Source organism: Priestia megaterium, from assembly GCF_023824195.1.
Taxonomy (GTDB): domain Bacteria; phylum Bacillota; class Bacilli; order Bacillales; family Bacillaceae_H; genus Priestia; species Priestia megaterium_D.
Genome location: NZ_CP085442.1, coordinates 1,604,624 through 1,619,694 on the forward strand (window position 1 = coordinate 1,604,624; position 15,071 = coordinate 1,619,694).

Sequence of the window (15,071 nt, forward strand, 5' to 3'; positions counted from 1 at the left end):
AGAAAGGCAGCACTAGCAAGCCGTGAATACGGCTATCTGGTGCTGCCTTTCTGCCATGAAAATTTATTGTCTAAATGAACTTTACGAAGCAGAATACTTTCTAAGAGCTTCAAGCATTAGATTCCAAAACCCATCTACATCAAGGGTTAAACCAAACTTCGCATTGGTTTTCCTTCCTGTAACTCCAAGCAAATCAACTGAAGTCGTTCCAGCCGTGTATTCTCCGCGTGTTTCTACTACAATATTAACTTCTTTGAGCGTAAATAGTTCTGGAGCTACACAATAAGCAACGGTCAACACATCGTGAACGGGAGGGCCGTCAAAGCCAAAGGTTTCTTTATAGGTAGATTTAAAAAATGCTAATAGTTCACCGACCTTTTTTGCTACATTATTATTAATGCTTATCACTTGGTTAATAACGTCATCTGTTGCAACAGCTTGATGCGTAATATCTAATCCCATTACTACGAGTGGAATGCCACTATTGAATACTTTTTTAGCAGCTTCTGGATCTGCCCAAATATTAAACTCAGCCGTTGGCGTCCAGTTTCCGAATGTTCCACCGCCCATAAGGATAATCTCTTCAATGTTTTCTTTAATTTCTGGAGCTTTCATTAAAGCTAAGGCAATGTTTGTTAAGGGACCGGTAGGCAAAAGCGTAACAGGATCTTTTGACTCTTTTACCATTCTTATAATAGTATCTACCCCGTGTTCTTCGCTCCAACTGCGAGAGAGCTCAGGGAACTCAGGGCCATCTAATCCTGAATCACCGTGTATGCTAGGCGCGTTTTCACGCATGCGAATTAATGGTTCGCTTGCGCCTTTTGAGACAATCACGTTATGTAACGATACTAAATCACAAACTTTCAAAGCATTCATCGTCGTTTTTTCTATTTCTGCATTTCCTGAGACAGTTGTGATCGCTAAAATATCTAATTCTGGTCTTGCGGCTGCTAAAATAATTGCGATGGCATCATCATGACCTGGATCACAGTCCATAATAATCTTTCTTTTTTTCATTATGATCACCTCTATAGAATGGATAAATTACTGTTAATTTTGCAGGAATTTTATTTTTTCTAAAATAGCTTCTGTAAACTCCGACGTAGAGGCATGTCCGCCTAAATCTTTTGTTTTTACTTCATCTTGGAGCGTTTCATAAAGAGCGTGTTCTACTGTGGTTGCCACTTCTGCAAGTTTGTGATCCGTATGTTTTTCAGCAAGCCATTTCAGTAGCATGACCGCTGAAGAGATAATACCGGTTGGGTTTGCTATGTTCAAACCTGCAATATCCGGTGCAGAACCGTGAGCTGCTTGTGCCATAGCGATACGTTCATTTGAGTTAAGAGAAGGAGCTAACCCTAAACTGCCTACAAGCTCGCCAGCTAAATCTGACAGAATATCACCGTACATGTTTTCGGTTACAATGACATCAAAATCGGCTGCACGGCGTACTAGATGAGCAGCCATGGCATCAATATGATAGTCATCCACCTGTACTTCAGGATATTGGGCAGCTATTTCTCGACAAACGTTTAGAAATAATCCTGTACTTAATCTCAAAACATTTGCTTTATGTACGATTGTTACTTTTTTACGGCGCTGCATAGCCAACCTAAAAGCTTCATGCGCAATTCTTTCTACGGCTTTTCGCGTAAATACGCCTGATGTCACCACGACGTCTTGTGTAATTTGCCATTCCCCGTGTCCAGAAAACATATTACGATCGGCATAAAATCCTTCTGTATTTTCTCGGACAATCACTAAATCAGCTTCTTTCACGACGCTTTTAATGCCTGGCATTGTTTTAGCAGGCCGTATATTTGCGTAAAGATCTAAACTGTGACGAAGCTCTCCGCTAGGATTACGCTTTTCTTTGTGCTCGGGAGGGTAAGTTGCAGAATCGTGCGGGCCAAGTATCCAACCATGCGTATGTTTTAAAGCATTTATCGTTATTTCTGGAAGAGGATTGTTGTATTGTTTAATTCCTTCCCATCCCATAGGCAGATAAACCCATTCAATTTTAACTCCTGCTTTGCAAAAAGCATTTTTAACTATCTTAACTGCGGCGTCAACAATTTCTGGCCCGATACCATCACCGGCCAATACCCCTATACGATAAACAGTCACTTTTTTGAACACCCTTTCATTATGCGCAATGCCTTTATAAATAGATTGAAGGTTTATAGTATTAATCTACTTAAAGAAAAGACAATAATAAAATAGTATTTTTTTATGTTTATAGATTGAATTTTTTTATTGTTCTTTCGGCTGCTTATGGAAAGAAAGAACTAGCTAACGCTTATGCTCTAGATTTTCTATCAATCAGCTTCTTAATTGGCGCTATTCCATTAAACAAAACACCCAATTACCACCTAAAACACGATTTAATTATACCATAATTCAGAAAATTAAGCGGTTATACGATTGGCACGAAAATTGCTTGTACTATATATGAAGAACACAAAAGAAAGGGGACATAGATAGTTGCAGACAGGAAAGCTATTTTTAAAGAATGAGGTATCTGCTTAAAGTTGTTATTTGATAACGAAGGGGAGAAGAAGAATGAGTGAACCGCAAAAGGAAATGAGTTCATTAAATAAGGTAAGAAAAAAAGAGAGAAAAATAAACGTTTTTGCTTTATTGTTAGGTTTTCTTGTAATTGCTACTATTTTAACGTATATCTTGCCAGCTGGAGAATACGCACGTGTGGAAGTAGACGGACGAACAACGGTAGATCCTCAGTCGTTTAAATGGATTGATTCTACGCCAGTTGGATTCTTTGATATGGTCAAAGCGATACATACAGGAATGGTAGAAGGAGCCGACATTATCTTTTTTGTATTAATTATTGGCGGTTTCTTTGGTGTACTAAGTGCTACGGGTACAGTAGATGTATTAATTACAACGATGGCTAAAAAGCTTGCTACCCGAGAGAAGTTATTAATTCCTGTTATGATGCTATTTTTTGCGGTAGGGGGCTCTTTAATGGGAATGGCGGAAGAAACGCTAGCCTATATTCCTCTTTTAATTCCGCTCGCACTTGCTCTTGGGTTCGACGCATTAACGGGAACTGCCATTGTTTTAATTGGAGCATCAGCTGGTTTTACTACGGCAGTTATGAATCCGTTTACAGTGGGTGTTGCACAAGGAGTAGCAGAGCTTCCTATGTTTTCTGGAATGGGCTTTCGCCTTATCTTATTCGTAGTTGTTTACGCTGTTTCAGTATGGTTTGTCTATCGATATGCCATGAAAGTTAAAAAAAGTCCTTCGATTGGAACATACGGAAAATACAGCATAACTAATGCAAATAAACTTTTAAATTCCGATGCCAAGTTAACTAGAAAGCATAAATGGATTATGGCAGCATTTCTTGTTAACTATGTAATTCTTGCTTTTGGCGTTATTAAGTATAAATGGTACATTACTGAAATTGCTTCTTTATTTGTGATTTTGACAGTTGTGATTGGGATTATTGGAAGACTCTCTGTCGAAAATACGGTTAAGCCATTTACAAACGGGGCAGCGGCACTAGTTGGAGGAGCGCTAGTTATTGGAGTTTCCCGTGCGGTTCTTGTTGTTTTAAATGAAGGTCATATTGTAGATCCCATGCTTCATCAAGTATCTGGAGCCATTCAACATATTCCAGGATATTTAAGTGTCATCGGAATCTATAACTTCCAAGCATTGATTCATCTTATCTTAGCATCTGGAACAGGTCATGCGATGCTGACAATGCCTATCATGACGCCGCTTGCAGATTTGCTTGATATTACGCGACAAACGGCTGTATTATCTTTTTCTTTTGCAGACGGTATCGGAAATATTATCTTCCCGACGGCTGGAACATTGATGGCTGGTTTAGCTATTGCGGGAATTTCGTGGACAAAGTGGGCAAAGTGGGTGCTCCCGTTAGTCCTCATTCAATATGTAATTGGTCTAATAGCTGTTGTGATTGCTTATTTTATCAATTATGGGCCATTTTAAAAGTTGGAAGTATATAGAAAAATGTTATTCGTAAGTCGAGCTTACTAGTAGGAGGAATAGAAGTTGTTAACCTTAATTAAAAACGCAGAAGTATATGCACCAGAGTATTTAGGAAAAAAAGACGTATTACTTGCAGATAGCAAAATCATACTGATAGAAGATTGTATTGATCATTTAAATACGTCCATTCCAATTGATGTTGTAGACGCCGATAATCACATTATAGCTCCTGGCTTTATTGACTCGCACGTTCATATTATTGGCGGAGGAGGAGAAGGAGGATATAAAACACGCACGCCTGAACTCATGTTAACCGATGCAACGACTGCTGGTGTTACAACTATTGTAGGTGTACTTGGAACAGACGGTACAACAAGAAGAATGGAAAATCTTCTGGCCAAAGCAAGAGGATTAGAAGAAGAAGGGATTAGCTGCTTCATTCACACAGGTTCCTATCAAATACCAGTAAAAACATTGACCAGCAGCATCGAAGAAGATCTTATTTTAATTGATAAAACTATTGGAGTAGGTGAAATTGCAATTTCTGACCACCGCTCCTCCGAACCGACATTTGAAGAACTGGTAAAGGTGGCTTCTGCTGCCCGCAATGGAGGGATTTTATCAGGAAAAGCCGGGATATTAGAAGTTCACGTAGGAGACGGAGAAAGAAAATTATCTTTATTAAATCAAATCGCAGATGAAACAGACCTGCCAATTCGTCAGTTTCATCCTACACATATTAATCGAAATGAAGAACTGTTTAAAGAAGGAATTCAATTTGCAAAACGAGGCGGATATGTAGATTTTACGACCAGCACCATTCCCCATTTTTTAGAAGAAGGCGAAGTTAAGTGCAGCAAAGGGTTACGCATCATGCTTGAAGAAGGAGTTTCGATCTCGAGTATTACGTTTTCATCCGATGGACAAGCGAGCCTGCCGTTTTTTGATGATAACGGAGACTATAAAGGTCTTCAAGTTGGAAAAGTGTCTTCTTTATTTCACGAAGTCCGAGATGCAGTACTAGAAGAATCAGTACCGTTAGAAACAGCTCTTCAAGTCATTACATCTAACCCGGCCAAAGTATTAAAACTGTCCAACAAAGGGCATATTCAACCCGGGAAAGATGCAGATTTAGTCCTTTTAGATAAAGAAACGCTAACGATTAAAACGGTTTTTGCTCAAGGTAAGATGATGCTAAAAGATGGTGTTCCTCTTGTGAAAGGAATGTTTGAATAACAGATTTTAGACTCTAAGCAGCGAAGCATCATTTAACGAGCGTATCGCGGAAAGGATACGAGCTAACTAGAAAAAGCTATTAAAATTTGCGTGGAAAGGGGCTTTCGAATGAAAAAGAAACTTGTTTCATGTCTTATCAGCTTTACGTTGCTTTCTTCTTTAAGTACACCGCTTCTTGCAAAAGCACAAGAAAATACCGGGGACATTAAAGGTAGCCTTGTTATTGCAGGCGGAGGTGTAGGAACATCCAATCACGATATATATGAAAAATTTCTCTTGCTTGCTGGGGGAAAAGAAAAAGCCAAAGTAGGGATTATTCCAGCTGCTAGCACAACGCTGCAGTCTTCTGAAAAGTTTAAGGAAGACCTCGTGAAATACGGAGTAAACTCAGATTCTATTAAAATTCTTCCCGTTTCCAATCACGATTTTTCTGACACACAAAAAGATGAATCAACTTGGAAGAATCAAGTGAACGACAAGAAGTTATCCCGTACGATTAAAGGACTAACGGCAGTTTGGTTTGTTGGAGGAGACCAAACAAAAATTGTGGATTCCCTTCGTCAAAATAATGGAAACGATTCTGAAGCGTTAAAAGCTATCTGGGATATATATCGTAAGGGAGCAGTTATCGGAGGTACAAGTGCAGGAGCTGCAATTATGAGTGACGTCATGATTACAGGAGGAGACAGTCTAGGAGCTTTAAAAGAAAGTATAGGAAGCAAGGAAAATAAACATGTAAACGAAAACCAACACAATAAAAAAGAATACGAGCCTCTATCAGTTCAAAAAGGGCTGGGATTTTTCCAACACGGCATAATTGATCAGCATATGGATGAACGAGCACGACTTGGGCGACTTGCAGTAGCTGCGTATAATTCTGAACGCGACAAAGAAAAAAACTTTGCATACGGTGTAGACGAAGATACTGCTATGGTCGTTAACAATAAAGATCAAAAGGTTGAAGTCGTTGGAAGAAGCGGATTAGCTGTATTAGATATGAGCAAAGCTAAGCTTATATCTAAGCAAAAAGCGCGTTCAGGCTTAGAGAACATAAAGGTTAGTTACTTATCTCCTGGAGATAAAATTAACTATCATTTAAAATCATTTGAATTTCCAAAAGAGAAAGTAGAAACGAAGGGATTTGAATATTACTCGTTTAACGCACTACCTGCTACTGGTGTTTTTACGCCATATGGAAGATTAAAGGCTTATTTATCATATTCTTTCGTTGATAATAAATTGATGAAATCTGCCAACAGCTATGTTTATGACAGTAAAGGGTCTGGGTACGAAATTGCTTTTCAAAAGGACAATGATACAAACGGCTACTGGCGGTATACTGATGGACAAAAAGATGACTATTCTATTGTCAATGTAAGAATGGATATTACGCCCAAGACCGTCAAATTCCAACCGGATAAAAAAACTAGTTTAACTTATAAAAAATCTACCTTTTCTCCATCTGAAAGTCCTGCATACGATTCGATTAAAGGTAATCTCTTAATTGCAGGCGGAGCGCTTGGCAGCAGCAATTCAAGCGTGTATAACAAGTTTATTAATCTTGCAGGAGGAAAACAGGCCAAAATAGGAATTGTGCCTGCAGCCAGTACTAAGTTCGACTCTTCTAATCAGTTTAAAGCTGATTTAGTTAAATACGGATTGAAAGCGGAAAATATAGAAATTTTACCTATTTCAAATCACGACTTCAAAGGAACTTCTGAAAATGAGTCGGATTGGAAAACAAATATGAACAGTGATAAACTAGCGCAAAAAGTTAAAGGGCTAACAGGCATTTGGTTTGTAGGAGGAGATCAAACCTTGATTACGAGCTCGTTGCGTAATGAAAATGGTTCGGACTCAAAAGTCTTACAAGCCATATGGCATACGTATAAGAACGGGGCAGTACTTGGTGGCACGAGCGCTGGAGCCGCGATTATGAGTAATACTATGCTTGCTGGCGGAGATAGCTACGGAGCTCTTTCGTACGGGTTTACAGACACATACGATGATATGACTCAGCAAGAAGGCGGGCCTGCTTATTTAGAAAAAGGTCTTGGCTTTTTTCAATACGGTCTTGTAGATCAGCATTTTGACAACAAAGCAAGACTGGGACGTCTTATTGCAACAGCATATGAAAAAGGAAATAAAAATCAGCTTGCTTACGGAATTGATGAAGATACTGCCATGGTGGTGAACAATGAAGAAAAACAAATAGAAGTTGTTGGAAGAGGCGGTATTACACTAGTTGATTTAGCAAAGGTACAGGCAGATGACAAATTTCCGAGTGACTACAAAAATATTCTTATCTCTTGTATTACTCCAGGTGACAAAGTAAATATTACAACAAAAGAAATCGTAATAAACCCAGCTAAAACATCTACTAGAAAAAATGAATATTACAGTGAAAAGGTTGGACCAAATACGGGTCTTTTCTCTTCGCATGGTGTATTAAGAAAATTTTTAGCTTACGATCTTATTGATAATGCTCAGAGCAAAGAAATAAAAAGCTATACGTTTAACCAAAACAAAGGTTTTGAGCTTACCTTCCGAAAAAGCGCTGAAAGCAATGGGTATTGGGCTTATACCGACGGTCAAAAAGACGATTACTCCATTGTAAAAGTAGCCTTAGATATCAAACCAATAAACGTAGACATTAAATAAAAAGAAAGTAATTTAACTAGCACTTTAGCATATCGTGCCTCCACCTATTAAAGGGGAGGCGCTTTTTTCTACTTATTTTTATTTACAATAGGGACAAACGTCCGCTAGATGAAATGCACAGCAAAGTATAAAATGATAGGTACAGTATTCCAAAAGCTAATCTCTGAAGGCAAGTCAAGTTAAAGGCCTGTAGAAAGGTGTCCATACGATGAAAAAGAAATTAGTTTTAATAACAGGAAGCAAGCAAACTAGAATCATTTTACACAATCAATTAAAAGAGTTACTGGGCGATTATATTTCCATTGAATGTTTTGCGATTGATGAAGAATTACCCGCAAAAATTGATGGCGATGTTGTCATTTATTCATCAGAGAGTATAAAGCACGAAATGAAGGACAGATTAGACGTTCAGCATGCACATGAAATTGTAGGAAATAGAACGATTCACCATAAACATATAAATGAATTGCTGCAAATCCCTGCCCATACAAAAGTATTAATTGTAAACGATGACGATAAAGAAACCTTTAAATTAATAGAATCTCTCTATCAAGTAGGTATTAATCATGTTCAGTTTATTCCTTTTAAAAAACAAAAGACCTATTACGAAGGTGTTGAAATTGCTGTTTCTCCAGGTGAGATTCACTTATGCCCGCCATATGTAAAACATGTAATTGATATAGGCGTTAGGCTTTTTGATATGGCGACCATTTTTGAACTTATAAAATCATTTGGTTTTAATCAGTCTAATCATTCAATTATTTGGGATCGCTATTTACGAAATATTATTGAGCTGCAAAAAAAACTAATAGAAGCAGAAGGGCAAATGAAAGAACTTCACCTCCATGTAAAGAGTGTTGTAAATGTAGTAGAAGATGGTATTCTTGCCGTGGATTTCAATAAAAGAATTACGTTATTTAATAAAAGGTTAGAATCATTGTTTCAGCTATCTTCTTCTGATGTTGTAGATCGTGAAATTCAACATGTCATTTCTAACGAAGGCCTTGTGGAGTTTATTACATCGTCCGACGAGAAAAGTCAGTACTTTAACGTAAACGGGTACGAAATGGTTATCTATAAGTCTATGATTCAGGAAAGCAATACTACGGTAGCAACGTTTAAAAGTGTTAATCAAGCTGTTGAAATAGAAGGAAAAGCACAGTCAGAACTTAGAAAAAACGGCTTTTCTGCTAAGTATGATTATCAAGATATTATCGGAGAACACCCAGCTTTGCTTAAAACGATTGAAATTTCCCGGAAAATGGCGGTTACTGAGTATCCTATTTTAATTCAAGGAGAAACCGGTACAGGAAAAGAGCTGTTTGCTCAGGCTATCCATAATTATTCCACACGTAAAAATGGACCGTTTCTTGCCGTGAATTGTAGTGCCATGACCGATACATTGCTAGAAAGTGAGCTGTTTGGGTACGAAGAAGCCAGCTTTACAGGAGCCCAAAAAGGCGGCAAAAAAGGGCTGTTTGAGAGCGCTGATAAAGGTACGATCTTTCTGGATGAAATTGGTGATATCAGTCTGCGTTTACAAACTCAGCTTTTAAGAGTGCTTCAAGAAAAAGAAATTAGACGGGTAGGAGGGACAAGAGTTATTCCGATCAATGTAAGAATAATAGCAGCTACTCACAACAATTTACTACATAAAATGAAAGAAGGGTTGTTTCGAGAAGATTTGTACTATCGTTTACATGTATTATCTTTAACGATTCCTCCTTTAAGATATAGAAGAACCGATATTCCTTTACTAATTCATCATTTTATTTCTAAATCAAAAACGTGGACGCATATCCATCCAGAAGCGCTGAAGCTGCTTATCGAATATGAATGGTTAGGAAACATAAGAGAATTAAAAGGAGTCATCGAGTATTTGCTTACTGTCTGCGATGAAAACGAAGTGAAAGCAAAAGACGTAGAGTATAGGCTTAGTAGTCAAAAAGAGGAGCATACTTTACATGAAGTTGAAAATGAATCGGTTGACTTAATCGAACTTCAAGAAAATCACGCTCTGTTAGAAACGATAAAACAGTGTAATGATACAGGAAAAGCAGCAAGCAGAAAGTGGATTACACAGCATCTAAAAGGCTTTACTCTTACAGAACAGCAGGTGAGAAATCGTTTGGATGTACTAGAAGAAAAAGAGTATATTATAAAACGCAGAGGCAGAGCAGGAACGAAAATAACAGAAAAAGGACTGCATTATCTATATTATTTAAAAACAAAACAGCACTTAATCAATCCTTAATATACGGAAGAAAGGGAAACTTCACTAATCAAGTTTCCCTTTTCTATAAAATAGTGTCGTCATAGACTTGGCGTTTACGGCTGATTTCCTCCGTATACTTTTCCTGTAGAGGAAGTAATGACACCGCCGTTTACGTTTAAAGTATAAGCTAACCCTCCAGAACCCGTCCAAGTGGAAAGATTAAAAGTGCTGCCATTAAATAGTTTATAGATAGAAATATTATTAAACGTCAGCGGCTGACCACTTATACAAGTAGTAGGCGCCTTATTCGTTTTAGCTAGATAAACAGCTGCGTTTGTAGAGCCTGGCTGTGTTACTACTTTAGCTGAACCATCTTTTTCTACCAGAAGCGCTGACTGTTCATTAACAGCAATTCCTTTGGCGCTTGTTCCAGTTTCTTCTCCGTCTTGGATATTACGTGCAAGAAATGTTAAAAAGCGTCCCATTCTATCTCGTTGTTCAAAATGAGTGTCTGTTTGAATGTTATTATTATGGGGTGTTTGAATCAAATAATCTGTAAAAGAAATAAGAGAACTATAGGGATTGTTTAGCGCTGTTTTCGAATCTAAAGTTGTAGAGCCTGCTGAGATAGAGTCATAAATGTGATCACCTTGAATCATGGTGCCAGCACTCGTTCCTCCAAAAGGAATGCCTTGGTTAATACGATTATTTAAGGCTGTAAGAGCCGGGGATCCTTCTAAGAAATCTACGTAATCAGCTTGATTGCCTCCAGCAAAAAAGATGCCTTCTGCTTTGTTAATTTTATCAATCAAAGAAGAGTCTGAGCCTGCTCTTATTAAATCATCAACAACAATTGTGCTAACAGAGTTAAGGGGCTTACCTATGCTTTTGGCTAGGTCATAGATATATGAATTATAGGCATCAGTACCCGTCGCTCTTATAACCAAGAAATCACCGCCGTTTGCCTTTTGAATCATCCATTTGAATGCTTCATCTACATCGGTGCTTCCTCCCATATAGACTTGTCCAAAGCTTGTACTAGTCGCTTTGTCTGCAGTACTTCCGACTTGATAAAGCGTATAAGGTGCAGAAGCAGCAGAAGCTGAAATGGGGAGTAAAAGAGATGTTGCGAGAACAGCACAAGTAATGACCTGCTTTTGAATGCTTTTTTTACGTTTAGTTTCTTTCATAAAGCGCTCCTCCTTTAATAGGTGTTCATACATGAATATGCAAGTTTTATACCAACTTATTGAACACCGGCAAAACAGTGAAAGAAGGATTTTTTTAAAAGCTCTATGCGTAATATAGGTTATTTATGGGTCATTATTAAGTTTTTTTACACCCGAAAAATGGCGAGAACGACTCTAACTTGGATGTCTAATAGTGAAAAGAAAATTGTAAAAGGTATATTACAAGATTACATCCCTCATTGAAAAATAACGTTTAAAAACTTAAAATTATAATAGAAAGGAAAAACAAGGATAAAAAGAAGAGCTGTCCGCAATAGCGCCTTATTTATCAAACAGACCTTCATTCTATCAATATCTTCATCTCTTAAACGTTTTCCACCAGCATTTCTACGCAGAAAAAATTATACATGAGAGGATCTGTCAAAATGAACAAACAGGAAAGTAGCTACAGATGGGTTGTTTTTGGAACCGCTTTATTGGCATATTATTTGATTGTCAGTCAACGAACAGCCCCTGGACTTATTACAGAACAGTTAATGAAAGATTTTCACGTTTCAGCGTCTGTTATAGGATTAATGACTAGTATACAATTTTTAGCATATGCAGGTCTTCAGATTCCTATTGGTTTACTTTCTGACCGATACGGTCCCAATCGATTTTTGATTATAGGGTCGCTTTTAACTGGAATAGGAAGTCTTATCTACAGCACGGCTCCTAATGAATATGTGTTAATTTGCTCTCGTTTACTAGTCGGTACGGGAGACTCAATGATTTTTGTCAATTTAGTGTTAATTTTAAGTCAGTGGTTTAAGGGAAATGAGTTTGTAAAGCTATTAGGTTTAATTGGGCTGGTAGGAAGTGTAGGTTCATTATCAGCTACCGTGCCTTTGTCTATGTGGATTTCATTTTCAGGCTGGAGAGTTCCTTTTCTTAGCATAGGTCTAGTTTTAATGGCGGTATGCTACCTGCTTTATGTCGTTTTAGTGATAAAACCTAAACGATTATTTCAAGATGATGCTAAAACAAATAAATCCTCTGTTAAGACTCCAGAAAGCGTATGGGCGATCCTAAGGAGAGTGATGACGACTCGTCAAGCCTGGGCAACATTTCTTTGTCATTTTGGTGTAGTCGGTACATATATCGGTTTTATTGGTTCTTGGGGAGTTCCTTATGGAATGAATGTGTTCCATTTATCTCGCGCTGATGCAAGTCAGCTTATTATGTATGGTCTGTTTGGCGCTATGATCGGTGGACCTTTAATCAGCTGGATAACAAGCAGGTTAAATTCTATTAAAAAAATCTACTCACTTGTTCATCTTATTGTGGTGCTTAGCTGGACTGGATTATTACTGTCCGGCGTGAAACCTTCATTCATGCTAGTAGTTATTTTGCTTTTTATCATCGGCTTTGGAAACGGCGCAAGCGCTTTGACATTTGCCGTAGTACGTCAATCCTTCTCGGTAAAAGAAGTAGGGGTTGTATCAGGTTTTGCCAATATGGGAGGATTTTTAAGCGCCGTATTATTACCTAGTATTTTCGGAAATGTCCTGGATTTATTCCCCGAGCGTTCGCTGCATGTTGGTTATCATTATGCTTTTATGATTCCCATTTTGTTTTCACTGATGGGGTTGTTAGGTGTCTTACTAATTAAAGAAAAGGGAAAAAAGGAGCAGAAGGTGCTGAAGGCTTCTTAATGTCTTTAAATAAGCAATTTTTATCCAATAAGTTTGTATTTGTAGTATAAGACATATATTTTGTGTAGTTATTCGTTCTCGATATAGATCATAAAAAGCGTAACAGGTAAAGCTTACTTTAATGTATAGCCGGGGAGACAACAGAAAATGGCGAGCTAAATGTAAATGAAAGGAATCTGTAAGAAGTCAAAAAGGTGTTTGTCAGAAGAAAAACAGCAGGTCATAGACTTGCTTTGCTTCAGGATAAAAAGAAAGTGGAAGCTGACATGTCGCAAACCTATCTGCATATAGAACCAATTAATTATAAATTAGCGCTGTATGACACATTGGAAGCCGAGTTGAACAATAAACAAATAAAAATTTAGATGCTGATACTAATGGGGCTTCAACTTATACACAAGCTATAGATCTCAGGTGTGAAAAGCTACGAACCAAACAAAACAAGATAACTGCGCAGTTATCTTGTTTTGTTTGGTCTATTTTAGTATGTACTGCTTAAATAAAGAGCTACATCGCGAATTGCTTTATCAGTTTCACTTTCTATTAACTCTCTGTTCTTTGTATACGAATAAAGAGTATCACCGTGAAGAAGGTGGTCTGATAAATTTAATAAGCCGACAGCGCGCTTGTTGAATTTATGAGCAATGGCTAAAGTGGTAGCTGTCTCCATATCCACGCCGAGAAAATTTGCAAGCGACCATTCTTTAACCATGTCATGCGTCTCCATAAGCATGGCGCCCATACTGACCACATGTCCTTTTATATATTTGTAGCCTTTTTGTTCACAATATCTACAGGCGGCTTCCACTAACTCTTTGTCAGCTTCTACAAGCGTTTGTTCTGGCAAATACCAGTGTGATACGCCATCTTCCATTTGTGCTGCAGATACAATTAAGATATCTCCATATTGTATAGTAGAAGATAAGCCTCCAAAATATCCCGTTTGAATAAATAAGTCGGTCCCGCTGCCGGCAAATTGATGTACAATGTTTGATGCCATCGGACTGCCGTATACATTCGCAAATCCTATATTTCTGTTATTGAACTTGCCTATTACCGTGTTCCATTTAGGCGTATGAACATTAGTGGATAAGATCTCTTTCCATAAATTTATATTATCTTGGAATTCCCACTCACCATGAATAATAAATGCATTAGGCACCTCTTTTTCTGATAGCTTTAATACGTTTAGCCAATCTTCTTTTTCAAAATCGCCATACAGCTTCATCTTTTTCTCCTTATTTTCTCATTTAGACTAGTTAGAAAAGAATTCTTCATTACTAGCTTTCATTCCTTTAATTTTTAGAACTAACAAATATAAAAGAAATGACGGTTCTGATTTAAAAATGAAGTTATGCGTGCTTTTTTTTACTCATTTCTCGACAAATATTTAGGATTAAAAAGGAATTCAGTAATAATAAAAGAAATTTCTTACTAACGGTTATTTAAATTAGATAAAGCTGTGAGAAAAGCTCCGTTTAGTTAATGAATGGATAAGAGGAGGGAAGGTACAGGTGTCAAATTATTTTCCCATAATTAAAACAAAAAGGCTTACCCTAAGGGAAATTGTAGCAGAAGACGCAGGCAATATTTTAAAATACCTATCCGATAAAGAAGTAATGAAACACTACGGTTTAAAGCCTTTTACAACGGTTGAGGATGCTTTAAATGAGATTGCATGGTATAAATCGATCTTAAACGAAAAATCTGGAATAAGATGGGGTATTACTCTTAAAGAACAGGATGACATTATTGGCAGCTGCGGGTTTCTTAATAGAGTTCATAACCATTACCGTACAGAAATTGGATATGAGCTAAGCAAAGATTACTGGGGGAATGGGATTGCTAATGAGGCATTGGGCGCTGTCATAAAATATGGCTTTACACATTTTTATTTGCGGAGGATTGAAGCATTAATAGAACCTGCTAATGCTGCTTCACAAAAATTAATAAAAAAACAGGGCTTTATAAAAGAAGGCTTATTAAGAAGCTATGAATTTACGTGTGGAAAATTTGATGATTTGTATATGTATTCTTTATTAAAACAAGATTTTGACAGGCTTCAACCACATGAAGGGAATATCTAGA

Annotated in this window: 10 protein-coding genes; 6 read left to right on the forward strand and 4 right to left on the reverse strand. The window is 37.5% G+C overall.

Features of this window, described 5'->3' with window-relative positions; genetic code table 11:
- Nucleotides 1-81: 81 nt before the first annotated feature.
- Nucleotides 82-1,020 carry a nucleoside hydrolase gene (locus LIS78_RS08145; RefSeq protein ID WP_252284952.1) on the reverse strand — a complete coding sequence of 313 codons (939 nt, stop codon included), beginning with the start codon at nt 1,018-1,020 and terminating at the stop codon, nt 82-84.
- A 33-nt stretch (nt 1,021-1,053) separates the two neighbouring features.
- Entirely contained in the window at nt 1,054-2,130 is a 1,077-nt protein-coding gene (locus tag LIS78_RS08150; RefSeq protein WP_252284953.1) for an isocitrate/isopropylmalate dehydrogenase family protein, read from the reverse strand.
- Nucleotides 2,131-2,565: 435 nt separating this feature from the next.
- Here LIS78_RS08150 and LIS78_RS08155 point away from each other — a divergent pair, with 435 nt between their 5' ends.
- The 4 genes from LIS78_RS08155 to LIS78_RS08170 all read left to right on the forward strand — a co-directional run bounded on the left by LIS78_RS08155 (nt 2,566) and on the right by LIS78_RS08170 (nt 10,138).
- Nucleotides 2,566-3,987, forward strand: coding sequence for a YfcC family protein (locus LIS78_RS08155; protein ID WP_252284954.1), 1,422 nt, complete (start codon nt 2,566-2,568; stop codon nt 3,985-3,987).
- Between the two features lie 63 nt (nt 3,988-4,050).
- On the forward strand, nt 4,051-5,223 hold the full coding sequence (gene iadA, locus LIS78_RS08160; protein WP_252284955.1) for a beta-aspartyl-peptidase: 1,173 nt from the start codon (nt 4,051-4,053) through the stop codon (nt 5,221-5,223).
- A 108-nt stretch (nt 5,224-5,331) separates the two neighbouring features.
- Nucleotides 5,332-7,884, forward strand: coding sequence for a cyanophycinase (locus tag LIS78_RS08165; RefSeq protein ID WP_252284956.1), 2,553 nt, complete (start codon nt 5,332-5,334; stop codon nt 7,882-7,884).
- Between the two features lie 208 nt (nt 7,885-8,092).
- A complete protein-coding gene (locus LIS78_RS08170) occupies nt 8,093-10,138 on the forward strand; it encodes a sigma 54-interacting transcriptional regulator (RefSeq protein ID WP_252284957.1) in 2,046 nt (681 codons plus the stop codon).
- A gap of 74 nt (nt 10,139-10,212) precedes the next feature.
- Here the strand turns inward: LIS78_RS08170 and LIS78_RS08175 are convergent, their stop codons facing one another.
- Entirely contained in the window at nt 10,213-11,289 is a 1,077-nt protein-coding gene (locus LIS78_RS08175; protein ID WP_252284958.1) for a cyanophycinase, read from the reverse strand.
- A 425-nt stretch (nt 11,290-11,714) separates the two neighbouring features.
- On the opposite strand from LIS78_RS08175, the gene LIS78_RS08180 reads away from it, so the two are divergent.
- Nucleotides 11,715-12,983, forward strand: coding sequence for an MFS transporter (locus LIS78_RS08180; RefSeq protein ID WP_195780624.1), 1,269 nt, complete (start codon nt 11,715-11,717; stop codon nt 12,981-12,983).
- 481 nt (nt 12,984-13,464) lie between these two features.
- On the opposite strand, the gene LIS78_RS08185 is transcribed toward LIS78_RS08180, so the two are convergent.
- Complete coding sequence (locus LIS78_RS08185; protein ID WP_209151318.1) at nt 13,465-14,211, reverse strand: phosphorylase family protein; 747 nt, start codon at nt 14,209-14,211, stop codon at nt 13,465-13,467.
- A 286-nt stretch (nt 14,212-14,497) separates the two neighbouring features.
- Between LIS78_RS08185 and LIS78_RS08190 the strand changes: the two genes are divergently transcribed.
- The gene (locus LIS78_RS08190; RefSeq protein ID WP_195780623.1) at nt 14,498-15,070 is read left to right on the forward strand and encodes a GNAT family N-acetyltransferase; all 573 of its coding nucleotides are present in this window, start codon (nt 14,498-14,500) and stop codon (nt 15,068-15,070) included.
- Nucleotide 15,071: the final 1 nt, after the last annotated feature.